Raw genomic sequence first — 22250 nt, forward strand, 5'->3', positions numbered from 1 at the left:
TCTGGGTTGAGGCTGGAGAGCTGTGCCATCCACCGCGAAAACTGAACCGCTTTCATGATAGATCCCTCATGCTGGGAAAGATCACGATTCAGTTTAGACCACTGCAACAGATAACTCAGACAGAGCCTTTGGAAATGCGCCACCGGGCGGCCAAAGGCCTGGCGTTCCTTGACGTACTCGATGGTGGTCTGCAGCGCCGCCTCGGCGCCGGCCACAGCGCCACAGGCATTGGTCAGGCGCTCCTGGGCGAGCATATTCATCAGGTAGAAGAAGCCGCCCTTGGCATCGCCCAAGAGGTTCTCCTTGGGCACCTTAACGTCGTTGAAGAACAGCTCGGCAGTGTCCTGGCTGTGCATGCCGAGCTTCTTCAGCTTCTTGCCGCGCTCGAAGCCGGGCATGCCCCGCTCCACCAGAAACAGCCCCATGGCGTGCTTGTTGGCCGGGTCGGTCTTGGCTGCGACGATCACTACATCAGCCAGGTAGCCGTTGGAGATGAACACCTTGGAACCGTTGAGCAACCAGTGATCGCCCTTGTCCACGGCCGTGGTGCGCATGCCGGCCAGATCGGAGCCGGCAGACGGCTCGGTCATCGCCACCGCCAGGATGGTTTCACCGCTGATGATGCCCGGCAGCAGGCGCGCCTTCTGCTCGGCATTGCCGTACTCGGCGATATAGGGGCCGCACAGCGCCGAGTGTAGCGGGATCATGAAACCCGGTTCGTTGATGCGCGCCAGCTCCTCGCACATGATCTGCTCGTAACGAAAGTCCTTGAGCCCCGCTCCGCCGTACTCCTCGTCCGCCCAGGGCAACAGAAAACCCATCTCGCCGGCTTTGCGCCACACGCTGCGATCCACCACACCAGCCTCTTCCCAGGCTTCCTGATGCGGCACCACCTCTTTATCGAGAAACGCAGCGAAGGCGTCGCGGAACAGGTTGTGCTCGGTGTCGAAATGGTTGCGTTGCATGGGGCGGGTCCTCCGCTGTTGTTATGTCCTTGAGGTTAAGGGCCGCCCCGCCGCCCCTCAATGACCCATGCGCTCAGCCTCGGTTGACCCAATCGCTCGGTTGGCTTGCCCTGGCTGGGAGCAACTGCCTACCATCGACCACCCTCGATTTCGGAAACCCAGCATGCGCGAACGCACCATTGCCAGCCACTTCGTCCGCGCCGCCCTGCGCGGTGCGGACCGCCACGGCCTGGCCTGCGACCCGATACTGCGCCAGGCTGGCATCCAGAGCGCCGTGCTGGTCGAGCCGCGCGCACGCATCGCCCCGGAGCAATTCTCCCGGCTGATGCAACTGCTGTGGGAAGCGCTGGACGACGAATACCTGGGTTTCGGCCGCCAGCCGAGCAAACGCGGCACCTTCGCCATGATGAGCCACGCCATCATCCACTGCCGCAGCCTGGAAAAAGCCCTGAGTCGTGGCGCGATGTTCTACGGCCTGTTTCCCGACGCGCCAGGCATCAGCCTGCAACGCGAAGGCGACTGGGCGCGGCTGAGCGTCGACGACAGCACGCTGTGGGATCCGGACCATTTTCTGGTCGAAAGTCTGCTGGTGATCTGGCATCGCCTGGGTAGCTGGCTGATCGGCCAGCGCATCCGCCTGGAAGAAGCCACCTTCGCCTACCCCGAACCCGCGCATGCCGCCGAGTACGAACTGCTGTTCCCCTGCAGCCGGCGCTTTGCCGCCGGACAAACCAGCCTGCTGTTCCACGCCCGCTACCTGGCCATGCCGCTGCTGCAGGACGAACGCACGCTCAAGCAATTCCTCCAACACTCCCCCGCCGATCTGCTGGCCCGTCCCGACGGCGGCGACAGCCTGATCAGCCAGATTCGTCGCCTGCTCGGCCGCGACTGCCGCACCTGGCCGGACCTGGAACAGGTCGCCCAGCACCTGCACACCAGCCCACAAACCCTGCGCCGCCACCTGCGCGAAGAAGGCACCAGCTTCCAGGAACTCAAGGACCACCTGCGCCGCGACCTCGCCATCTACCACCTGGGCCGCGACGAACTGGCGATTCAGGACATCGCCGAACAACTCGGCTTCTCCGAACCCTCGGCCTTTCATCGCGCGTTCAAGAAATGGACGGGGCTGACACCGGGGGCGTATCGGGCACAGGAGGGGTAAGGCAGCATGGCTGCCTGTGCATCGGGCTTCGTGGATGGACAGGTCAGGCGGATATGCACTAGGTTCTGACCCAAGCCTGCTGGCAATGCGCCAGAGGCGATAGGCTTGCCGTTCTTCATGTCGCTTTTCATCCTGGGTGCTGTCGCGGGCGGTTGCAGGAGCTGAGTGCAACACGCGCACTCGCGCGCCGAGCCTGCTTGCCCGCATGAATACTGTGTAATACATTGCATTCAAAAGTATGGAGGCATATCCATGAGCGTCACAACCGTCCGGCTTCAACCGGAACTCGAAGAAAATCTTGGCGCTATGGCCGAGAAGCTTCAGAGAAGTAAAAGTTGGCTTATTAATCAAGCACTTAGAGAGTTCTTTGAGCGCCAGGAGCTAGAGCAGAACCGCTGGCAAGAAACACTGCAAGCGATGGAGTCAGTGGCGCAGGGCCGAGTTGTATCCGGCGAAGCTGTAGCTGCCTGGCTGCAAAGCTGGGGCACCGACAATGAGCTATCCCCACCGAAGGCTGGTCAGTGAGACTGGCCTACTCAGAAAACGCGGTGGCAGACCTCGTTCGCCTGCGCGAATTCATAGCAGAGAACGATCCTCTTGCTGCTGCACGCATTGCAGCAGAGCTCCTTTCCCGCATCGAGAATCTTTGTCTATATCCAGAAATGGGCCGCGCTGTTGAGCTTGCTCCAAGCCCAAAAGCCATTCGAGACGCAGTTTTCGGAAAATATAGAGTCCGCTATTCAGCCCACACAGAAACTATCGTCATTCTTCGTATATGGCACCACAACGAAGACCGTACACCAAGCATCTAACAACTGACATGGACTCTCCCCACAAGTAGTGAGCAAAGCTTCGCTTTGGCACCTGTCACCAGCGCGATGACATTCGTATATCCGGCCTGTTCTGGGCCTTTGCGCCCTGGCCATTCCGTAGTTCGCGCCGCGAGGGCGAAGCGTTCAATTGATCAGGGCTCACATTTGGTATCGACCTTGTTCCGCTGCAGGACTCGCCTGGACCGGCAGCGGTTCTGTTCCGTACAAGAATCGGAAGAACGTGCCTGACAGCAAGGCTCAGTCGTACAACCGCACCCTGAAACAGGCGCCGCCCAGTTCCGAATCTTCCAGGCTTAGCTCGCCGTCGTAGCTGTCGACGATATCTTCCACCACCGCCAGGCCGATGCCCTGCCCCGGGTTCTGTGCATCCAGTCGTTCGCCGCGCTGCAGCACCCGCTCACGCTGGTGCGGGGGCACGCCGGGGCCGTCGTCTTCGATGGTCAGCAGGCAGCCGCCAGCCAGGGGTTGCAGCCTCACACGCACCTGTTGCAGGCACAAGCGGTAGGCGTTTTCCAGCAGGTTGCCGAGCAGTTCCATCAGCGCGCCACGTTCCATGGTGATCTGGCTGTGCGCGGGCACGTCCAGGGTCGCTTCGACGCGCTTATCCCGGTAGACCTTGTCCAGCGAGCGGCACAGGCTATCGAGCAGCGGCCAGACCTGTTCGCGATGACGCACCAGGCCGCTGCGACGCAGGCTGGCGCGTTGCAGTTGATAGCCGACCTGCTGGCTCATGCGTTCGATCTGCGCCTGCATCAGTTGCGCCTGTTCGCGATTGTCCGGCTGCACAGCCAGGCTTTCACCAATGCCCTGCAACACGCTGAGTGGTGTTTTCAGGCTGTGGGCGAGGTCTTCCAGCGAGTCGCGGTAGCGCTCGCGCTGACGCCGTTCGCTGTCGAGCAGGCGGTTGAGGGAGTTGGTCAGGCGCAGCAATTCGCGCGGGTGTTCGTCACTCAGGCGCTGGCGGGTACCGGCCTCCACGCCATCGAGCTCGTCGCTTAAACCTCGCAAGCTGCGAAAGCCCCAGGTCAGGCCGAACCAGAGCAGGCCCAGCAGCACCAGCAGGGCGATGCCCAGCCACAGGCGCAGTTGCCAGGCGAAACCGTTGAACAGCCCCTGGTATTCGCGGGTCGGCTGCATGGTGACGATGCTCAGCGCGGTTTGATCGCCGCGCAGCAGGTCTACTTCGATGTCATAGACAAAGTATTCCTGGCCGTTTTCGTCGCGAATGCGCACGAACTCGTGGCCGCGACCGTCATAACGCGGCAGGTAGCGCACCAGTTCGTCGATGGATGAGCGCGAGCGCCAGAGCATCTGGCCTTCACGGTCGAAGATGAAGCCCAGCAGGTGCGAGTCGAGGTTGTCGAATTCTTCGTCCGGCATCTTCTCCGGCATGTGCAACTGGCCGTCGTCGATACGCGCGGCGGATATCAGCGCTGCCGCGTCGGAGGCCAGGCGCTTTTCGATGGTCTGCTCCAGGGCCATGAGAAACACGCCCTGCAGCACCGGCATCAACAGCAGCATGAACAGCATCGCCAGCGCGGCGCTGGCCAGCATCAAACGCAGCCGCAGGGAGGCGAAACGCATACGCAGCTTGCGTAGAACGGCGCGCGCTCGACTCACTTGCAGCGCTCGTTGAACATGTAGCCCTGGCCGCGCACGGTTTCTATCGGTTTGCCGCCCAGCACTGCCTCCAGCTTGCGCCGCAGACGACCTACCAGCACTTCTATGACGTTGGGATCACGCTCGTCGTCGCCCGGATAGAGCTGTTCCATCAGGCGCTCCTTGGCCACCACCTGCTGATGGTGCAGCATGAGGTACTCGAGGATGCGGTACTCGTAGGCGGTCAGCTGCAGCGACTGTTCATCCACCGTGGCCTGCTTGCGATTGAGGTACAGCACCAGGGAGCCCGCTTCGATGGTCGACTTGGTGAACCCGGAAGAACGTCGCAGCAGCGCGTTCAGACGTGCTTCCAGCTCCTCGAACTGGAACGGTTTGACCACATAGTCGTCGGCACCGCAGGAAAGCCCTTCGACCTTGTCCTGCCAGTTACCGCGTGCGGTGAGTATCAGGATCGGAAAGTTCTTGTCCTGGCTGCGCAGCTCACGGATCAGGTCGATACCGCTCATACCAGGCAGACCGAGGTCGACCAGGGCCAGGTCATGATTGAAGGACTCAGCTCGGTACAGTGCTTCTTCGGCGGTGCGCACGGCATCCACCACATGCCCGTTTTCGCTGAGGCGAGTGAACAGATGGTGACGCAGCAGCGCCTCATCCTCCACCACCAGCAATTTCATGAGACTCCCCCTATTAAGTTGTGCGAAGGCCGGGCAAATCAGTCAGCGTGAAAACTACTGCGCTCGGCCATGCTGCGTTAAAACCCGGCTCAGAATGCTCATTTACAAGTCGTAAACTGCGCTTCTTCGCCGGCTTTTACCTTGCCTGACCTTCGCTCGCTACGTTTTCACTCGGACTGATGCCCGGCCTGGTAACGCTATGCCGCCATTAGAAGGCGAAGTTGGCGCCGAGGTAGAGCTGCGAGCTGCTGTGCAGATCCAGCGACCCGGCCTTGCCTGCACCATGCGGCGCCATTTCCGTGCTGGCATTGGTACGCAGGTAACGATAGCCGGCTTCGATCGAGGTGTTGCTGTTCAGTTCCTGCAGAATACCGGCCTGCAGGCCTGCGGCAAAACCGATGTCACTGTCACGGGAGAAGCCACGGCTCTCCTGTTCGAGCTTGACCAGGCCGGCCGTCACACCACCGAACAGCTTGGTGTTGTTGCTGCCCAGCGGTACGAACATGTCGTAGCTGCCAAGCAGATTCTGCTGACGCAGCTTGTAGCCATTGTGACTGTCCGAGACATTCTCGTAGGTCGCGTAGTAGCGGCCGTCAGCGGTCGTCTGGCCGGCCCGGATACCCCAGGTTCCTTCACCATCGATCACCTTGTCCAGCTTCGGATTGCCGAGGTTGGCATTCAGCGCGTTGGACTTCTGGATGTTGTTGTCGGTCTGGCCCCAGGTCAGGCCGACGAAATTGTCGTTGGCCTGGGCAGCGCTTGCACCCAGGGCCAGGCAGGTAGCGAAGGCGATACGGTTCAGGGTGATTTTCATGGCGTCATTCCTCTCGTTGCGGTTTTGATCAACTTGGCAACGAGTCTGCCGGAAGACGACTGAATCCCCGCTGAACCCTCCTTGAACCTGCACTGAACGAGTGGCAAACAGGCTAGATACGCCGCACCAGAGCACCCGCAACGACAAACAGCGCAGCCAGAACGCCGAGCAATGCCAGCCAGCCGGCATGCTCCCAGACGTAACCGCCGACATAGCCCACCAGGCTGGAGCCCAGATAATAGGCGCACAGGTACAGCGCCGATGCCTGCGCCTTGGCGCCCTGCGCATGGATGCCGACCTGCCCGCTGGCCACCGCATGGGCCGAGAAGAAGCCCAGGGTGAACAGCGCCAGGCCGACCACCGCCGCGCTCAGCCAGGGCGCAGCGCACAGCGCTACGCCTAGCAGCATCAGGCCGATGCCGCCATTGAGCACCTGACGCGCGCCAAAGCGTGGCACCAGGCGCCCGGCCCAGCCAGCACTGAGAATGCCGAGCAGGTACACGGTGAACAGCAGGCCGATGACCGTCGCCGACAGGTTGAATGGCGCACCCGCCAGGCGAAAGCCGACATAGTTGAACAGTGCAACGAAACCGCCCATAAGCAGAAAGCCCAGGGCGAACAGCACGCGCAAACGCGGGTTCTTCAGGTGCAGGGCGAAGTTGCCCAGCAGCCCGCGCACCGACAGCGGCTGGGCGGTAAAATGCCGCGACGGCGGCAGCAACCAGATGAACAGCCCCAGCGCCAGCAAACCCAGCCCGGCAATGCCGCCCAGGGCCCAGGGCCAACCGCCCAGGTCGCTGAGCAAACCGGCCAGCAAACGCCCGAGCAGGCCACCCAGCGCCGTGCCACCGATATACAACCCCATCGCTGCCGGTAGCGCTTCAGGGTCGAACTCCTCACCGACATAGGCCATGGCCAGCGCCGGCAAACCGCTCAGCGCCAGCCCCAGCAGCGCACGCAAAATCAGCAGGCTGCTCCACTGCTCCACCAGTGCGCAGGCGATCCCCAGTAGCGCGGCCAGGCCCAGCGCCGCGACCATCACCGGCTTGCGCCCCCAGCTCTCGGCCAGTGCACCGGATACCAGCAGGCACAGGGCCAGGCTCAGGGTAGTCAGCGAAAGCGCCAGGCTGCTGCTGGCCGCAGACACGCGAAAGTGCGCGGCCAACAACGGCAGCAGAGGTTGCACGCAGTAAAGCATGGCGAAGGTGGCGAAACCGGCGCAGAACAGCGCCAGGGTGGCACGCCGATAACCGGCGCTGCCACGGCTCAGATGAGTCACGGACATGGATGGACTGGCTCACGAAGCTGGATGCAAGCGATAGTCGGAACATGCCGCAAGACCGAACCGGGTGACGCCTGCAGGTGAATGAAACCAGACGAAATATTAGCACGCTATCGATAATCGCGAGCGCGTGCCATTAGCGCTCGTGCAATTCCTTTTCCTTGATCCAGCTCAACAGACTTTGCCCTTACTAACGTTAGGGTCTAGACTCAATTGCGAACGCAACGGAGAAGAGCGAATGGCTACCCCGCCCGAGCGCAGCGCCATGAAAGGCAAGGAAACCCGCCTATTCGTCTTTCTCGTCGTCTGCCTCTTCCCCATCCTTTCGGTCGCGCTGGTCGGCGGCTACGGATTCATCATCTGGTTCATGCAGATGCTGCTGGGCCCACCTGGCCCACCCACCTGATCCTTCCTCACCTACGGAGCCACGGAACATGGCCGCCTCTATGCATATTTCCAGTCTGCTGGTGCACGTACGGCCCGAATGGCTGGCTGCGGTGAAAGCCAACCTGCGCCAGCTGGAAGGCCTCGAACTGCATCAGGAAAGCCCGCAAGGCAAGCTGGTGGTGGTGCTGGAAACCGAACACGAGCGCCACATCCTCGCCCGCCTCGAACAGATCAACGCGTTGCCAGGCGTGCTCAATGCCGCTCTGGTTTACCACGAACTCCTCGACACAGAAGGAGACTCAGAATGAAGCTAACCCGCCGTGAATTTGCCAAGGCCAACGCTGCTGCCATTGCCGCCGCTGCCGCCGGTCTGCCGTTGGTGACGACCGCCAGCAACCTGATCACCGAAGCGGACATGACCCGCCTGGACTGGAACAAGGCGCCCTGCCGCTTCTGCGGCACCGGCTGCAGCGTGATGGTCGCCACCCGCGACAACCGCGTGGTGGCCACCCACGGCGACGTCAAGGCCGAGGTCAATCGCGGCCTGAACTGCGTCAAGGGCTACTTCCTGTCGAAAATCATGTACGGCGTCGACCGCCTCAACCAACCGCTGCTGCGCATGAAGAATGGCGTGTACGACAAGCAGGGTGAATTCCAGCCGGTGAGCTGGGAGCAGGCCTTCGACATCATGGAACAGAAGACCAAGGAGGCGCTGCGCGAGCATGGCCCCGAGGCCGTCGGCATGTTCGGTTCAGGGCAATGGACGGTGTGGGAAGGCTACGCCGCCAACAAGCTGATGAAGGCCGGTTTCCGTTCCAACAACATCGATCCCAACGCGCGCCACTGCATGGCCTCGGCGGTGATGGGCTTCATGCGCACATTCGGCATGGACGAGCCCATGGGCTGCTACGACGACATCGAGGCCGCCGACGCCTTCGTGCTGTGGGGCTCGAACATGGCCGAGATGCACCCGATTCTCTGGAGCCGGGTCACCGATCGCCGCCTCAGCCATCCGAACACCAAGGTCGCGGTGCTTTCCACCTTCGAGCACCGCAGCTTCGACCTGGCCGACATTCCGCTGGTATTCAAACCGCAGACCGATCTGCTGATCCTCAACTACATCGCCAATCACATCATCGAAAGTGGCGCGGTGAACAAGGACTTCGTCGGCAAGCACACCAAGTTCGCCCGCGGCGCCGATGACATCGGCTACGGCCTGCGCGCCGACAACCCGCTGGAGATGCAGGCCAAGAACGCGGCCAAGGCCAACACCTGGGAGGACATGTCCTTCGAGCAGTTCGCCGCCTTCGTCAAACCCTACACCCTGGAGCGCACCGCCCGGGAAAGCGGCGTGGCGGCCGAGCGCCTCAAGGCCTTGGCCGAGCTGTACGCCGACCCCAAACGCAAGGTCATGTCGTTCTGGACCATGGGCTTCAACCAGCACACCCGTGGCGTCTGGGCCAACAACCTGATCTACAACCTGCACCTGCTCACCGGCAAGATCAGCGAACCGGGCAACAGCCCCTTCTCCCTCACCGGCCAGCCATCGGCCTGCGGCACCGCGCGCGAGGTGGGCACTTTCTCCCATCGTCTGCCCGCCGACATGCTGGTGGCCAACCCCAAGCACCGTGCAACCGCCGAGAAGATCTGGAAGCTGCCGGCCGGCACCATCCAGGAAAAACCCGGCTTTCATGCCGTGGAACAGAGCCGCAAGCTCAAGGACGGCGTACTCAAGGTCTACTGGACGCAGGTCAGCAATAACATGCAGGCCGGCCCCAACATCATGCAGGAGGTCCTCCCCGGTTGGCGCAACCCGCAGGCCTTCGTCATCGTCTCCGATGTCTACCCCACCGTCTCGGCCCAGGCTGCCGATCTGATCCTGCCCAGCGCCATGTGGGTGGAGAAGGAAGGCGCCTACGGCAATGCCGAGCGCCGCACGCAGTTCTGGCACCAACTGGTCAAGGCACCGGGCGAGGCCAAGTCCGACCTGTGGCAACTGGTGGAGTTTTCCAAGCGCTTTACCACCGACGAAGTCTGGCCTGCCGAACTGCTGGCCAAGGCCCCGGAATACAAGGGCAAGACGCTGTACCAGGTGCTGTTTGCCAACGGCCAGGTCGACCAGTACCCCCGCGAACAGATCGAGGCCGGCTATGCCAACGACGAAGCCGAGGCTTTTGGCTTTTACCTGCAGAAGGGCTTGTTCGAGGAATACGCCCAGTTCGGTCGCGGCCATGCCCATGACCTGGCGCCCTTCGACAGCTATCACGCCGAGCGCGGCCTGCGCTGGCCGGTGGTCGATGGCAAGGAGACGCGCTGGCGCTATCGCGAGGGCCACGACCCCTACGTGGAAAAAGGCAGCGGCGTGCAGTTCTACGGTTACCCGGACAAGCGCGCGCTGATCTTCGCCCTGCCCTACGAACCGCCAGCCGAGGCGCCGGATGACGACTTCCCGTTCTGGCTCAGCACTGGCCGCGTGCTCGAACACTGGCACACCGGCAGCATGACCCAGCGCGTCGAGGAGCTGCACGGCGCGGTACCCGATGCCCTGGTGTACATGCACCCGGACGATGCCAGGGCACTCAAGGCGCGACGCGGCAGCGAGGTCAAAGTGATCAGCCGGCGCGGCGAGATCCGCGCGCGCATCGAAACCCGCGGGCGCAACAAGCCACCGCGCGGCCTGGTGTTCGTGCCCTTCTTCGACGCCAACAAACTGATCAACAAGGTCACCCTGGACGCCACCGACCCGATCTCCAAGCAGACCGACTACAAGAAGTGTGCGGTGAAGATCGAACTGGTCAACCTGGCCTGAGGAGAACCGTCATGAGCCTGCGTTTCCTGCCTCTGCTACTGCTCGCCGCCTTCGGCCTGGCCATCGCCGGTGAGCTCGATTACCCACTCGACGCCCCCGCGCCGGACGGCCGCCGCCCCGGCGGCACCCTCAGTCAGACCCTGCCGGCACCGGTGCTGGGCAACGAGGAGAACAAGGACCTGCGCCGCGAGCGCAACTACCCGGAACAGCCACCGACCATCCCGCACAGCATTCGCGGCTATCAGGTCGACGCCAACGGCAACAAGTGCCTGACCTGCCACAGCCGCGCCGGCAGCGCCCGCAGCCAGGCGCCGATGATCAGCATCACTCATTACATGGATCGCGACGGCCAGCCGCTGGCAGCCGTGTCGCCGCGGCGCTACTTCTGTACCCAGTGCCACGTCACCCAGCAGGAGGTCAAACCTCTGGTCGGCAACGCCTTCCGCAATATCGACCAGTTGCTCGGCGACGAAGCAGCCGGCACGGCAAAACCCTGAGGAGGCCTTTCATGAAGTCGTTAATGGCCCTGCTCAAGGAGTACTGGAGCATCCTGCGCCGCCCAAGCGTGCATTACAGCCTGGGTTTTCTCACGCTTGGCGGCTTCATCGCCGGGATCATTTTCTGGGGCGGTTTCAACACCGCGCTGGAGGCCACCAATACCGAGCAGTTCTGCATCTCCTGCCATGAGATGCGTGACAACGTGTACGTCGAGCTGCAGGACACCATTCACTACAGCAACCGCTCCGGGGTGCGCGCCACCTGCCCGGACTGCCACGTACCGCACCAGTGGACGGACAAGATCGCGCGCAAGATGCAGGCGTCCAAGGAAGTCTGGGGCAAGATCTTCGGCACCATCAGCACCCGCGAGAAGTTTCTGGAAAAGCGTCGCGAACTGGCCGAACACGAATGGGCACGGCTCAAGGCCAACGATTCGCTGGAATGCCGCAACTGCCACAACTTCGACTACATGGACTTCACCAAACAGAGCCCGCGCGCCCGCCAGATGCACTCCAGCGCCCTGGCCAGCGGCGCAGCCACCTGCATCGATTGCCACAAGGGCATCGCCCACCAGCTACCGGACATGAGTGGGGTGCCGGGTTGGTAAGACAGGCACCGCTTGTTCGCGGTGCTCCGCTCTTGCGCTGGTCTATTCGCCGCGCAGGCGTTCGAGATGTGCGAGCAGCCCGGCGGATGTCTGCTCACCGACCAGGCGCTCACGCAGTTTGCCCTCGGCATCGACAATGTAGGTGACCGGCAAGACATCGGTGCGTGGCAGTTCGAAGCGCGCCGCCGGATCCTGCGCCAGCACGGTGAAGCGGATGTCGAAACTGTCAGCCGCACGCTTGAGGTCATCGCCCTGCAAGGCGTCGAAGTTGACGCCAATCACCCGCGCCGACTGGTTTTTCAGCGTTTCTTCCAACGCGTTGAGTTCAGGAATCTCGGTGCGGCACGGCGCGCACCATTCGGCCCAATAATTGATGATCAGCCACTGGCCATCGAGGCTGTCAGCCGTTACCTTTCGTCCATGCTGGTCAGGGCCGAAATCTTCGGCGCAAGCCGTTAGCAGCAAACCGGTGCAGATAACCAAGACAGCCTTGCCGAATTTCCGGAGCCCTAAGCCCATGTACTCGATCCTCGTCCACCCGGGGTTGATATGACGCTGGATGCCCTGCGCCTGGAAGTACCGGACATCCGCGAGGACAACAGTTTATCGCCGGCGGAAATCGCCCAGCGACTCGCGGCTGCTCGCCATCTGGAGCCGGAACATGGCCTGCAACAAGTGCTGGGCCTTTTGTTTTCGCTCAATCGCAGCGCTCTGACCTTACTGGAAAGGCAGCGTGCGCTGCAAAACTTCAGTGACGAGTACCGCCATTACACCAGCCTTGCCAATCGCCAGCATCCGCCAAGCCCTCTATTCGTGCGGTTGTGCGGCGAATTGGCGATCGGTTTCAAACGCCTGCTACTGCAAATTTTGCAGGGTCGCCAGCCGTCGATGCCGCACCTTGCGTGGTGCCTGTACATGGCCCAGCACTTTCTTGCTCAGCAGTTGCTGCGCCACTACCAGCTGTACCAGGAGCCACCTGCAACGCTCTGGCGCGACAGCCACCTGCTGTACTGGATCGGCGAGCATCAGCAGTGCCTGGACGAACCAGTCGCAGCGGCCTTCGAGCCGAAACCGGCCAGCACCCTGCGCGGCCTCTACCAGCAGATGCTGCTCTTGGCCCTGAGCAACCCCTTCCATCTCGATGAAGGCGAATGCCTGACTCTGTTCAGCGCGCTGGCACCTCTGGCGGCGCTGGCCAGGCTGCAAGCCTGGGACGAGGAAGACGATGCCGAAGGCCCGGTAGTCGACCTCAGCGAATCACAGGCTTGCCTCAGTTTCGAACAGCGTATCGAAGGCGAAGCCGCCAACCTGCGCCGCTTCGAACTGGGCGCGCTGCTGATCGCCCTGCATGAGCCGGCACCACTGCAAAGCATGCAGGAACGCCAATTACTCGAACGGGTACGCCAGCACTGGCTGGGCCGCCAGCAACGTCGCCACGAGCGCGCCGAACTGGACGGCCAGTGCAGTCTGGTAGTGGGCCTGCCGGCCATTCATGCGCAGCTGCTGGATAAACTGCCGCAGCGTACCGAGGCGCAGATTCTCGACGCCAGCCCGGGCGGCGCGCGCCTGCTGTGCAACGCCAACGAGGGTGGACAACTGCAGGTCGGGCAACTGGTTCTGCTGCTGACCAATGCCACACCGACCCTGGCACTGGTGCGTTGGCGTCATCTCAATAGCGAAGGCCTGCACCTCGGGCTGCGCTATCTGAAAGGCCTGCCGCGGCCGGTCTGGCTGCGGCGTGCACCCAATGCGCAGACTCACCCTGGCGTACTGCAAAGCACCCCGGCACCGGGCAACGGTTGGCACCACGGCCTGTGGTTGCCCAACGGCCAGTTCAGCTCCGGCGAGCATCTTTGGCTGCAATTGGCCAGCGTGCATAACCAAGCGATTTTGCCGCTGCCCGACAGTAACCTGCAGACCTCATCGGTTACCCGCCACCCGCTACGCCTGGCCTGATATACAAAACTGCGACTCCAGTCACGCGGCCTGTCCGCCGAGTACACAGTTTCGCCAACAGGTGGCTGCTTATAATTCCAGGCACTCAAGTCTCACCCTGCCTGGAATTTCACCATGTCCCAAGCGCAAGACAAGCTGATTGGCTCCGTGCCCTCGCGCATCGTCGACGTCGCTCACCTGCTGGTCACTCCCTACGAGGGGCGCGTGGCCGAATACAACGTCGCCACCTGGCTGCAATTGCCGGGGCTGGCCAACCTGCCGGTATCGCTGCTGGTGAGTTATCGCGACGGGGACAAGCGCCGCGAGGTGAATGTCGACCATGGCAAGGTCAATGCCCATGGCAAGATCCTGCTCTCCGGGATCGCTCGCATGCCAGTGCGGATGAAGATCGAAGACATGCAGGTACGCCTGCGCTCAGCTGTGCCGGCGCAGAGTCTGGTGGTCGAGGAATTCTTCGTTCAAGCCGTCGAATTGGCCAACAGCGAGACCCGCCAGGCCATGGCCTGAACCAGAACGGCAACATCGAACCCCGCGCAGTGACGCGGGGTTTTGCTTTCAGCCAGAGGAGACTCCGGGGCTGGGCGCAGCCCGCGGGATTGAACCGTCAGCGTCTGGCTGCAGGTTTTCGGCAACCACGTGTTCGAGCAGCGACTCCGGCCAACGCGCGAACTCCAGCCCAGTGATTCGGTTGAGCCGCGCCAGCGCTTCCTGCGGATCGCGTCGATGAAGGTGGATTACCCTGTTTTTTACCGTCATTACTGCCTGCGTCCTCAGCGATCCCTGCCCCTGCTGGCAGTTCGATAGCAACTGCTCCTGCAGTAGCTAGAAGCGTGCCAGCCCTTGTACAACGCATTCCTTGGCGCCTACCCCTTGCGTCCAGGCCACGGCAGGACTAGACAACGCCTGAAACTGACGCTTTTTGTCACCCATTTTCGGCGCCTTCTCTCATTCACCGTCGCCCACAATGTCGCGCAAGTTTGCTCAGCCCTTGCCCGGTAACCAATCCGCCAGACTGACTCCGAACTGCTCCTCGCGCTCCGCCTGCAGGCGCTCCAGTCCCTCGCGCAATGCCGGATACCAGGGTTCGTCGAGCTGAGCGGGCAGTTGCGACAAACTCGGTAATGGCCAGGGACTGCACTCGAGCAATTGATACAGGGAGAAGTTGTGCAGATCGCGGCACAGCACCCACCCTCCGCCATTGGCCTTGCATGCCAGGTGCTCGCGCTCGAGAAAATCCATCACCTGCGTCCACTCGTCTTCGGGCAACCGCCAGCCCGCACGTTGCATGTCGCCATAATGCAGAGCCTCGCCCTTCTGCTGACGTTTGAGCAAAAGCCGCAACACCACCAGCACAATCAGCCCCTTGGGGATAGGCTCGCGGCGCCAGTGCCGCGGTTGCGACAGGCCATATACCAGCTCGGCGCCCAGCAGCACGATCAACCAGGACAGATAGATCCACACCAGAAACAGCGGCACTGTGGCGAAGGCGCCGTAGATCAGGTGATAACCGGGAAACAGCCGCACATAGAGGCCGAACAGCGCTTTGGCAACCTCGAACAGCACGGCGCTGAACAGGCCGCCCAGCAGAGCATGAGACAACGGCACCCGAGTGTTGGGGACCGCGGCATAGAGCAGGGTAAAGGCCGCGATGCTCGATAACAACGGCGTGAAAGCAAGCAGCGTCTTGGCGCCGATTACTGCATCCGGCCCGGAGATCAGTGACAGCGAGGCGATATAGGTACTGACTGCAAAACCGGCCCCCAGTAGCAGCGGCCCAAGGCTGAGAATCGCCCAGTACAGCAGGAAGCTGGACATCCCGCGGCGTGGCTGGCGCACCCGCCAGATCACGTTGAAGGTCTTCTCGATGGTCACCAGCATGAGGAAGGCGGTAACGGCCAGCAGGCCCACGCCGAACCAGGTCAGCTGCCGCGCCTGCGTGGTGAACTCACGCAGATACTCCTGCACCGTCTCGCCCGTGGAGGGTACGAAGTTGTTGAAGATGAACCCCTGGATTTCCTCGCCTACACCCTGGAACGCCGGAATTGCCGAAAGCATGGCGAAGGTCACGGTCATCATCGGCACCACGGCGAACAAGGTAGTGTAGGTCAACGCCGCTGCGTTGCCTGCGCCGCGGTTATCCACGAAACGCTGATACAGGCTGAGCCAGAACCCCATCCAGTCCTTCAAACGACGCAGCATGACCTCTCCTTAGCCCTCAAACCTAAACAGACAGACAATGCGCCGCGTAAAAAGGTCGCAGCAAAGCCGCCCCAGCGGTTTGCGTGCATCCGCGCATCAGGCGGTTAGAATAGCCGCCACTTCAAGCCGGATGCGAGCCACCATGACCGACCTGACCCTCTACCACAACCCGCGCTGCTCAAAATCCCGCGCCGCTCTGGAGCTGCTGCAAGCCCGCGGCCTGCAACCGCACGTCGTGCGCTATCTGGAAACGCCACCCAGCGCCAGCGAGCTCAAGAGCCTGCTCGGCAAGCTGGGTATCTCCGCACGCGACCTGCTGCGTAGCGGCGAGGACGAATACAAGACGCTGGGCCTGAGCGATGCCAGCTTGAGTGAGGCGCAGCTGATCGAGGCCATGGCTAAGCATCCCAAGCTGATCGAGCGCCCGATCCTCATCGCTGGCGACAAGGCCGTGATCGGCCGACCACCGGAAAAAGTACTGGAGCTGCTGGCATGAGCGCGCCCTACATCCTGGTGCTCTACTACAGCCGCCATGGCGCCACCGCGCAGATGGCCAAACAGATTGCCCGTGGCGTCGAGATGGCTGGCCTGGAGGCGCGCCTGCGCACGGTGCCTACGGTATCCAGCGAATGCGAGGCCGTTGCGCCGAGCGTGCCGGAGGACGGCGCCATGTACGCCACCCTGGATGATCTGAAGAACTGTTCGGGTCTGGCCCTGGGCAGCCCGACCCGTTTCGGCAACATGGCCGCACCACTCAAGTACTTCATCGATGGCACCAGCAACCTGTGGCTGACCGGCGAACTGGTCGGCAAGCCAGCTGGCGTGTTCACCTCCACCGCCAGCCTGCATGGCGGCCAGGAGACCACCCTGCTGTCGATGATGCTGCCTCTGTTGCACCACGGCATGCTGGTCTGCGGCCTGCCCTATAGCGAATCGGCCCTGCTCGAAACCCGCGGCGGTGGTACGCCCTACGGCCCCAGCCACCATGCGGGCGGCGACGGCAAACGCGCGCTGGACGAACATGAAATCGCCCTGTGTCGCGCCCTGGGTCGACGCCTGGCGCAAACCGCCAGCAAACTGGAGCGCTGAACGTGGCCCGAGCAAAGAAGCCCCTGCCCAGCCTTGAATGGCTGGAGCCACGGGTCAAACTCAGTCGAGCACTGAGCCTGTTCAGTTTCATCGCCCTGCTGACCCTGCTGCTGGTGTGGAACCTGGCCTTCGCCGATCTGCATGGCGCGCGGGTCGGCGTGGTGCTGGCCATTCAACTGTTGCCACTGGCGCTGCTCGCCCCCGGGATGTTGATGGGCAACGCCCGTGCCCACGCCTGGACCTGCTTCGTCGTCAACATCTACTTCATCCAGGGCGTACTGGCCGCCATCGACCCGGCGCGCGCACTGTTCGGCGCGTTGGAGGCGGTAATCAGCTTCGGCCTGTTCTGCTGCGCCCTGCTCTACACCCGCTGGCGTTTTCAGTACGACCGTAAACTCGCAGGTGAATAAATGTCCTGATGTGGGAGCGAGCTCTGCTCGCGAAGCGCTTGTGCAGCTAAAAATTCGCGAGCAGAGCTCGCTCCAACACATGAACTCCCGAAGCAGCTACCAGCCCAAGGTTTCCTTGAGAAAGGGAATGGTCAGCTTGCGCTGGGCTTGTAGCGAGGCCTGATCCAGGCGTTCCAGCAGCTCGAACAACGCGCTCATACTGCGTTCGCCACGGGTGAGGATGAAGCGGCCGACCTCATCGCTCATCTGCAGGCCACGACGCGAGGCGCGCAGCTGCAGGGCGCGCAGCTTGTCTTCATCGGACAGCTCGTGCAACTGGAAGACCAGCGAAAGGGTCAATCGCGACTTCAGATCGGGCAGTTGAATGGGCAGCTCACGCGGCGACATGGTACCAGCGAGCAAAAGACGCCGGCCGCTGTCACGCAGACGGTTGAACAGGTGGAACAAACCCTCTTCCCAGTCGCTGCGGCCAGCCACTGCATCGAGATCATCGAGGCAGACCAGCTCGCACAGCTCAAGGTTGTCGAGCAACTCCGGGCCGTGCTGCACCACTTCGCTGAGCGGCAGATACACCACCGCTTCGCCACGCTGCTCAAAACGCAGGCAGGCCGCCTGCAGCAGGTGGCTGCGCCCGACGCCTTCGGCGCCCCACAGGTAGATCAGGCTTTCCGTCCAGCCGGCGTCGGCCTCGCACAAGCGCTCGACATAGCCCAGGGCCGCGGCATTGGCGCCGGGGTAGTAGTTGGCGAAGGTGGCGTCATCACGCAGACGCACCCCCAAGGGAAGCTGGATGGGTTTCATGTGGGGGGCTCGTGGGAACCGCTGCTCTCTCCGTAAAGGCCGGAAAGTTTATACAAATCATGGGCATGGCGCAGCAGAACCATGATCACCGCTGCTACCGGCAAGGCCAACAGCACGCCGGTAAAGCCAAACAGCTGGCCGCCAGCGAGGATGGCGAAGATCACCGCGACCGGGTGCAGACCGATGCGATCGCCCACCAACATGGGCGTCAGCACCATGCCCTCGAGCATCTGGCCGATCATGAACACCACAGCGATGCCGATCAGGGGATAGGGTTCGAGGCCGAACTGGAACAGCGCGGCGGTCAACGCCGCACCGATGCCGACGATAAAGCCCATATAGGGCACGATGCTCGCCAACCCCGCCAGCACGCCAATCAGCAATCCCAGCTCCAGCCCCACCAGCATCAGGCCCGAGGCATAAATGATGCTCAGCGCCAGCATCACCAGTAGCTGGCCACGCAGGAAGGCGCCGAGCACCTCATGGCATTCGCCTGCCAGCTTGACCACCAACCCCTCGCGTTGACGCGGCAGCAGGCGCCGCACCTGCTCGACCAGCACATCCCAGTCGCGCATCAGGTAGAAGCTCACCACCGGAATCAGCAGCAGATTACCCAGCCAGGCCAGCAGTGCCAACCCCGAGGATGTCGCCTGGGCCAGCACCGCCTTGAGCACATCGGTGGTCTTGCCAATGTTGTCGGTAAAGACCTGCTTGAGTTGATCGACCTGCAGCAGGTCATCCTGCAACCCCAGATGCGACTGCGACCACGGCAAGGCCGTGCCTTGCAACCAATCGAGCATTTCCGGCGCCAGCTGATATAGACGCACCAGCTGTCGTCCCAGCATGGGCACCAACACCAGCAGCAGGATCAGCAATACCAGAGCGAACAGCGCGAATACCACCACCACGCCCCCCGTGCGCGACAGCCGATGCCGCTCGAGACGATCGACCAGCGGATCGCCCAGGTAGGCCAACAGGATGCCGATCAGGAAGGGGGAAAGAATCGGGTGCAGCAGGTAAAGCAACCAGCCGAGCAGAAACAGCCCAGCCATCCATAGCCAGCGGGTGGAATCGGTCATGCTCGCGTCCTCGATGCGCAACGGCGCCAGGAAGGCGCCGCGTAACTGGGCTGTGATCCAGCCGGCGCCAATTCTACCAGCGAAAGCGCAACTGATCGGTGCGCGGTTTCACCTGCGGAGCCTCGGTTGCGCCCGTTTCAGGAGCCTCTACCGGCGCTGCGGCGTCGAGCGGCTCGCTGACTTCCTGCAACTGCCCCAGTGCCAGCTGCGCGCGCAGCTGCTCCGGGCTGGCGCTGACCTGATAGACCAGACGCTGACCGTCGATCTCCTGCAAACGCGCGGCGAAGGGTTCGAGCAAGCGCTCCAGCGCCGCGAAACGCCCCAGGTCAGCACCTTCGATAACCAGCGTCAGGCTGTGCGCCGCGCCAGGCTTGACGACGAACCGCGGCGCCAGGCGCTCGGCCACGGCCAGCAGCACTGCATCGGCCAGCGCAGCCTGATCGGCGCCCTCAGCCTTGCCCTGTTCACGCTCGTCGCCCAGCCACAGGCGCCAGGTCGCCTGCCAACTGCCGCCGCTTTCGGTCGCCTGCACGGCCAGCAAGGCATCGGCGCCATAACGCTCGGAGGCCTCACGTAGCGCCTGTGGATCGTTGGCCAGCAGCACATCGGCATTGCCCAGTGCCTGCTCGCTCAAATCAGCCAGAGGCAAACGCAGCAGCAGGCCGCGGTGCTGAGCCGCCTCGCGCAGCAGCGCCGACGCACTCTGACTCTCGCCGACCAGCTGGCTGCCTTCTGGCGCTTCGTTGAGCCACCAGGTCAGGATCACCGGTCGATTGGCGCCCCACAGGGCCAGGCCAGCCTGACGCAATTGCTGATCGGTGCTGGCCGGATCGAACTCGACCAACAGCGCGTCGCCTTCATAACCGTACTGGCTGACGATCTGTTGCGGATCCTTGCGCAGGCCTTCCAAGCCAGCGCTCTGCAGCGCCTTGGCATCACCGGTCAAGCGCAGCACCAGGGTCTGCAGGGCCTTCTGCATGGCCGCGTCGCGGCTTTCCGGCTGTTGATCCGCCACAGGTTCACGCACCTGATAAAGACCGGCAACCGGCGCGGCCAGTGCTGGCAGGCTCAGGAGCGACAGACAGAAGAACAGCAGGCGGATGGGCAAACGCATTGGCGTGGACTCTCGCAAGGGATGGCCGTACGGCGGGCGGGCACAAAGGCCTATACCTTAAACAGCCGCTCAAGCCCCGGCAACCAGAGCCAGCGCCTGCGACGAAGCGCATGCACGCGAGTGGCCGCTACCGGGCAAGCCTGATAAAATCGCGCGCCTTCGCCAGCCGGTACGCGCGCCAGGTTCCCTGAATGAGCCTGCGCCACGTCGGCGCCTACACGAACTCCCCATCCAAAGGCCCGGATCTATGAGCAAGCAACCCTCCATCAGCTACAAGGACGCAGGCGTCGACATCGATGCCGGTGAAGCCCTGGTCGAACGCATCAAAGGCGTCGCCAAGCGCACTGCGCGTCCGGAAGTCATGGGTGGCCTGGGCGGCTTCGGCGCCCTGTGCGAGATCCCGGCCGGCTACAAGCAACCCGTACTGGTGTCCGGCACCGACGGCGTCGGCACCAAACTGCGCCTGGCACTGAACCTGAACAAGCACGACAGCATCGGCCAGGACCTGGTCGCCATGTGCGTCAACGACCTGGTGGTGTGCGGCGCCGAGCCGCTGTTCTTCCTCGACTACTACGCTACCGGCAAGCTCAACGTCGACGTCGCCGCCACCGTGGTCACCGGCATTGGCGCCGGTTGCGAGTTGGCTGGCTGCTCCCTGGTCGGTGGTGAAACCGCGGAAATGCCGGGCATGTACGAAGGCGAAGACTACGACCTGGCCGGCTTCTGCGTTGGCGTGGTGGAAAAGAGCGAAATCATCGACGGCTCCAAGGTCATCACTGGCGACGCGCTGATCGCACTGCCCTCCTCCGGCCCGCACTCCAACGGCTACTCGCTGATCCGCAAGATCATCGAAGTCTCCGGCGCCGACATCAAGCAGGTGCAACTGGATGGCAAGGCCCTGGCCGACCTGCTGATGGCGCCGACCCGTATCTACGTCAAGCCGCTGCTCAAGCTGATCAAGGACACCGGTGCGGTCAAGGCCATGGCCCACATCACCGGCGGCGGCCTGCTGGACAACATCCCGCGTGTGCTGCCGCAAGGCGCCCAGGCGGTGATCGACGTGGCCAGCTGGAATCGTCCGGCGGTGTTCGACTGGCTGCAGGAACAAGGCAACGTCGACGAACATGAAATGCACCGCGTGCTGAACTGCGGCGTCGGCATGGTCATCTGCGTCGCTCAGGATCAGGTCGAAACCGCCCTGGCCAGCCTGCGCTCCAGCGGCGAGCAACCCTGGGTCATCGGCCAGATCACCGAAGCAGCCGAAGGCGCAGCCCAGGTGCAGCTGAACAACCTGAAAGCCCACTGATGCCCTGCAATGTCGTCGTCCTGATCTCCGGGTCAGGCAGCAATCTGCAAGCGCTGATCGACAGCGTCGCCCACGACGGCAATCCGGCCCGCATCGCCGCGGTTATCTGCAACCGCGCCGGTGCCCACGGCCTGGAGCGGGCGAAACAGGCCGGGATCGCCACCGAACTGCTTGATCACAAGCAGTTCGACGGCCGCGAAGCCTTCGATGCCGCCCTGATCCAGGCCATCGATGCCCACCAGCCTGACCTGGTGGTACTGGCCGGTTTCATGCGCATCCTCACGCCTGGCTTCGTTCAGCACTATTCAGGCCGCCTGCTCAATATCCACCCGTCACTGCTGCCCAAGCACAAAGGCCTGCACACTCATCAACGAGCTATCGAAGCCGGCGACAGCGAACACGGCTGCAGCGTGCACTTCGTGACAGAGGAACTCGATGGTGGCCCCCTGGTCGTACAAGCAGTGCTGCCCGTAATGGCCGATGACACGGCCGAAAGCCTGGCCAGCCGCGTACACCAGCAGGAGCACCTGATTTATCCACTGGCGGTGCGCTGGTTTGCCGAAGGCCGCTTGCGTCTTGGCGCCCAAGGCGCAATGCTGGATGACCAGCCGCTGCCTGCCAGCGGCCACCTGATTCGAACCTAGG

At 62.8% G+C, this 22250-nt stretch carries 26 protein-coding genes; 15 read left to right on the forward strand and 11 right to left on the reverse strand.

All coding sequences use genetic code 11. The annotated features are described in order from the left end of the window. Nucleotides 1-965, reverse strand: a 965-nt coding sequence (locus PSOLE_RS00945) for an acyl-CoA dehydrogenase family protein (protein ID WP_249044917.1), incomplete at its 3' end; no start/stop codon positions are given. A 163-nt stretch (nt 966-1128) separates the two neighbouring features. Here PSOLE_RS00945 and PSOLE_RS00950 point away from each other — a divergent pair. The 3 genes from PSOLE_RS00950 to PSOLE_RS00960 all read left to right on the forward strand — a co-directional run bounded on the left by PSOLE_RS00950 (nt 1129) and on the right by PSOLE_RS00960 (nt 2939). Next, nucleotides 1129-2127: an AraC family transcriptional regulator gene (locus PSOLE_RS00950; protein ID WP_039964767.1), complete on the forward strand. Its 999-nt coding sequence runs from the start codon at nt 1129-1131 to the stop codon at nt 2125-2127. 252 nt (nt 2128-2379) lie between these two features. Then, entirely contained in the window at nt 2380-2652 is a 273-nt protein-coding gene (locus PSOLE_RS00955; protein ID WP_003461517.1) for a CopG family ribbon-helix-helix protein, read from the forward strand. After that, nucleotides 2649-2939, forward strand: coding sequence for a type II toxin-antitoxin system RelE/ParE family toxin (locus PSOLE_RS00960; protein ID WP_074860660.1), 291 nt, complete (start codon nt 2649-2651; stop codon nt 2937-2939). The genes PSOLE_RS00955 and PSOLE_RS00960 overlap by 4 nt, the downstream gene beginning before the upstream one ends. Before the next feature lie 258 nt (nt 2940-3197). Here PSOLE_RS00960 and PSOLE_RS00965 read toward each other — a convergent pair whose 3' ends face one another. The 4 genes from PSOLE_RS00965 to PSOLE_RS00980 form a co-directional block, all read right to left on the reverse strand. Further along, nucleotides 3198-4580, reverse strand: coding sequence for an ATP-binding protein (locus PSOLE_RS00965; RefSeq protein ID WP_074860662.1), 1383 nt, complete (start codon nt 4578-4580; stop codon nt 3198-3200). Next, a complete protein-coding gene (locus PSOLE_RS00970) occupies nt 4577-5254 on the reverse strand; it encodes a response regulator transcription factor (protein ID WP_003461521.1) in 678 nt (225 codons plus the stop codon). Before PSOLE_RS00970 ends, PSOLE_RS00965 begins: the two co-directional genes overlap by 4 nt. A gap of 208 nt (nt 5255-5462) precedes the next feature. Continuing rightward, nucleotides 5463-6068: an outer membrane beta-barrel protein gene (locus PSOLE_RS00975; protein WP_074860663.1), complete on the reverse strand. Its 606-nt coding sequence runs from the start codon at nt 6066-6068 to the stop codon at nt 5463-5465. 112 nt (nt 6069-6180) lie between these two features. Next, nucleotides 6181-7353 (reverse strand): MFS transporter, encoded by a 1173-nt coding sequence (locus tag PSOLE_RS00980; RefSeq protein WP_074860665.1) that lies wholly within the window; start codon nt 7351-7353, stop codon nt 6181-6183. Between the two features lie 235 nt (nt 7354-7588). Between PSOLE_RS00980 and napE the strand changes: the two genes are divergently transcribed. The 5 genes from napE to PSOLE_RS01005 are packed head-to-tail and all read left to right on the forward strand — an operon-like array spanning nt 7589 to nt 11651. Beyond that, nucleotides 7589-7756: a periplasmic nitrate reductase, NapE protein gene (napE, locus tag PSOLE_RS00985; protein WP_039964770.1), complete on the forward strand. Its 168-nt coding sequence runs from the start codon at nt 7589-7591 to the stop codon at nt 7754-7756. Between the two features lie 28 nt (nt 7757-7784). Next, nucleotides 7785-8045 (forward strand): chaperone NapD, encoded by a 261-nt coding sequence (locus PSOLE_RS00990; RefSeq protein ID WP_003461524.1) that lies wholly within the window; start codon nt 7785-7787, stop codon nt 8043-8045. Beyond that, nucleotides 8042-10546 (forward strand): nitrate reductase catalytic subunit NapA, encoded by a 2505-nt coding sequence (gene napA, locus PSOLE_RS00995; RefSeq protein WP_074860667.1) that lies wholly within the window; start codon nt 8042-8044, stop codon nt 10544-10546. The genes PSOLE_RS00990 and napA overlap by 4 nt, the downstream gene beginning before the upstream one ends. 11 nt (nt 10547-10557) lie before the next feature. Further along, complete coding sequence (locus tag PSOLE_RS01000; protein WP_074860670.1) at nt 10558-11043, forward strand: nitrate reductase cytochrome c-type subunit; 486 nt, start codon at nt 10558-10560, stop codon at nt 11041-11043. Between the two features lie 11 nt (nt 11044-11054). Then, entirely contained in the window at nt 11055-11651 is a 597-nt protein-coding gene (locus PSOLE_RS01005; protein ID WP_074860673.1) for a cytochrome c3 family protein, read from the forward strand. A 42-nt stretch (nt 11652-11693) separates the two neighbouring features. On the opposite strand, the gene PSOLE_RS01010 is transcribed toward PSOLE_RS01005, so the two are convergent. Continuing rightward, nucleotides 11694-12170, reverse strand: coding sequence for a TlpA disulfide reductase family protein (locus PSOLE_RS01010; RefSeq protein WP_074860676.1), 477 nt, complete (start codon nt 12168-12170; stop codon nt 11694-11696). Between the two features lie 30 nt (nt 12171-12200). Here PSOLE_RS01010 and PSOLE_RS01015 point away from each other — a divergent pair, with 30 nt between their 5' ends. Both PSOLE_RS01015 and PSOLE_RS01020 read left to right on the forward strand, forming a co-directional pair. Further along, entirely contained in the window at nt 12201-13607 is a 1407-nt protein-coding gene (locus PSOLE_RS01015; RefSeq protein ID WP_074860678.1) for a pilus assembly protein PilZ, read from the forward strand. 114 nt (nt 13608-13721) lie between these two features. After that, entirely contained in the window at nt 13722-14114 is a 393-nt protein-coding gene (locus PSOLE_RS01020) for a hypothetical protein (RefSeq protein WP_003461530.1), read from the forward strand. A 48-nt stretch (nt 14115-14162) separates the two neighbouring features. Here PSOLE_RS01020 and PSOLE_RS24480 read toward each other — a convergent pair whose 3' ends face one another. Both PSOLE_RS24480 and PSOLE_RS01030 read right to left on the reverse strand, forming a co-directional pair. Further along, a complete protein-coding gene (locus tag PSOLE_RS24480) occupies nt 14163-14363 on the reverse strand; it encodes a hypothetical protein (RefSeq protein WP_074860691.1) in 201 nt (66 codons plus the stop codon). Nucleotides 14364-14588: 225 nt separating this feature from the next. Then, nucleotides 14589-15806 carry a YihY family inner membrane protein gene (locus PSOLE_RS01030; RefSeq protein WP_074860680.1) on the reverse strand — a complete coding sequence of 406 codons (1218 nt, stop codon included), beginning with the start codon at nt 15804-15806 and terminating at the stop codon, nt 14589-14591. Between the two features lie 142 nt (nt 15807-15948). Between PSOLE_RS01030 and arsC the strand changes: the two genes are divergently transcribed. The 3 genes from arsC to PSOLE_RS01045 are packed head-to-tail and all read left to right on the forward strand — an operon-like array spanning nt 15949 to nt 17305. Then, nucleotides 15949-16302 carry an arsenate reductase (glutaredoxin) gene (gene arsC / locus PSOLE_RS01035; protein ID WP_074860694.1) on the forward strand — a complete coding sequence of 118 codons (354 nt, stop codon included), beginning with the start codon at nt 15949-15951 and terminating at the stop codon, nt 16300-16302. Further along, nucleotides 16299-16895, forward strand: a complete 597-nt coding sequence (gene wrbA, locus PSOLE_RS01040) for an NAD(P)H:quinone oxidoreductase (protein ID WP_074860683.1) — start codon at nt 16299-16301, stop codon at nt 16893-16895. The genes arsC and wrbA overlap by 4 nt, the downstream gene beginning before the upstream one ends. Nucleotides 16896-16897: 2 nt before the next feature. Further along, entirely contained in the window at nt 16898-17305 is a 408-nt protein-coding gene (locus PSOLE_RS01045) for a DUF2069 domain-containing protein (RefSeq protein ID WP_003461538.1), read from the forward strand. Nucleotides 17306-17401: 96 nt separating this feature from the next. Here the strand turns inward: PSOLE_RS01045 and hda are convergent, their stop codons facing one another. The 3 genes from hda to PSOLE_RS01060 all read right to left on the reverse strand — a co-directional run bounded on the left by hda (nt 17402) and on the right by PSOLE_RS01060 (nt 20299). Beyond that, nucleotides 17402-18106 carry a DnaA regulatory inactivator Hda gene (gene hda, locus PSOLE_RS01050; RefSeq protein WP_003461540.1) on the reverse strand — a complete coding sequence of 235 codons (705 nt, stop codon included), beginning with the start codon at nt 18104-18106 and terminating at the stop codon, nt 17402-17404. After that, on the reverse strand, nt 18103-19185 hold the full coding sequence (locus PSOLE_RS01055) for an AI-2E family transporter (protein ID WP_074860686.1): 1083 nt from the start codon (nt 19183-19185) through the stop codon (nt 18103-18105). The genes hda and PSOLE_RS01055 overlap by 4 nt, the downstream gene beginning before the upstream one ends. Before the next feature lie 73 nt (nt 19186-19258). Next, nucleotides 19259-20299, reverse strand: coding sequence for a DUF2066 domain-containing protein (locus PSOLE_RS01060; RefSeq protein ID WP_074860687.1), 1041 nt, complete (start codon nt 20297-20299; stop codon nt 19259-19261). Nucleotides 20300-20546: 247 nt separating this feature from the next. Between PSOLE_RS01060 and purM the strand changes: the two genes are divergently transcribed. Further along, complete coding sequence (purM, locus tag PSOLE_RS01065; protein WP_003461545.1) at nt 20547-21605, forward strand: phosphoribosylformylglycinamidine cyclo-ligase; 1059 nt, start codon at nt 20547-20549, stop codon at nt 21603-21605. Beyond that, nucleotides 21605-22249 carry a phosphoribosylglycinamide formyltransferase gene (gene purN, locus PSOLE_RS01070; RefSeq protein ID WP_003461547.1) on the forward strand — a complete coding sequence of 215 codons (645 nt, stop codon included), beginning with the start codon at nt 21605-21607 and terminating at the stop codon, nt 22247-22249. Before purM ends, purN begins: the two co-directional genes overlap by 1 nt. The last annotated feature ends 1 nt before the right edge of the window (nt 22250 follow it).

The sequence above is a fragment of the Pseudomonas oleovorans subsp. oleovorans genome (assembly GCF_002197815.1).
In the GTDB taxonomy this organism is placed as follows: domain Bacteria; phylum Pseudomonadota; class Gammaproteobacteria; order Pseudomonadales; family Pseudomonadaceae; genus Aquipseudomonas; species Aquipseudomonas oleovorans.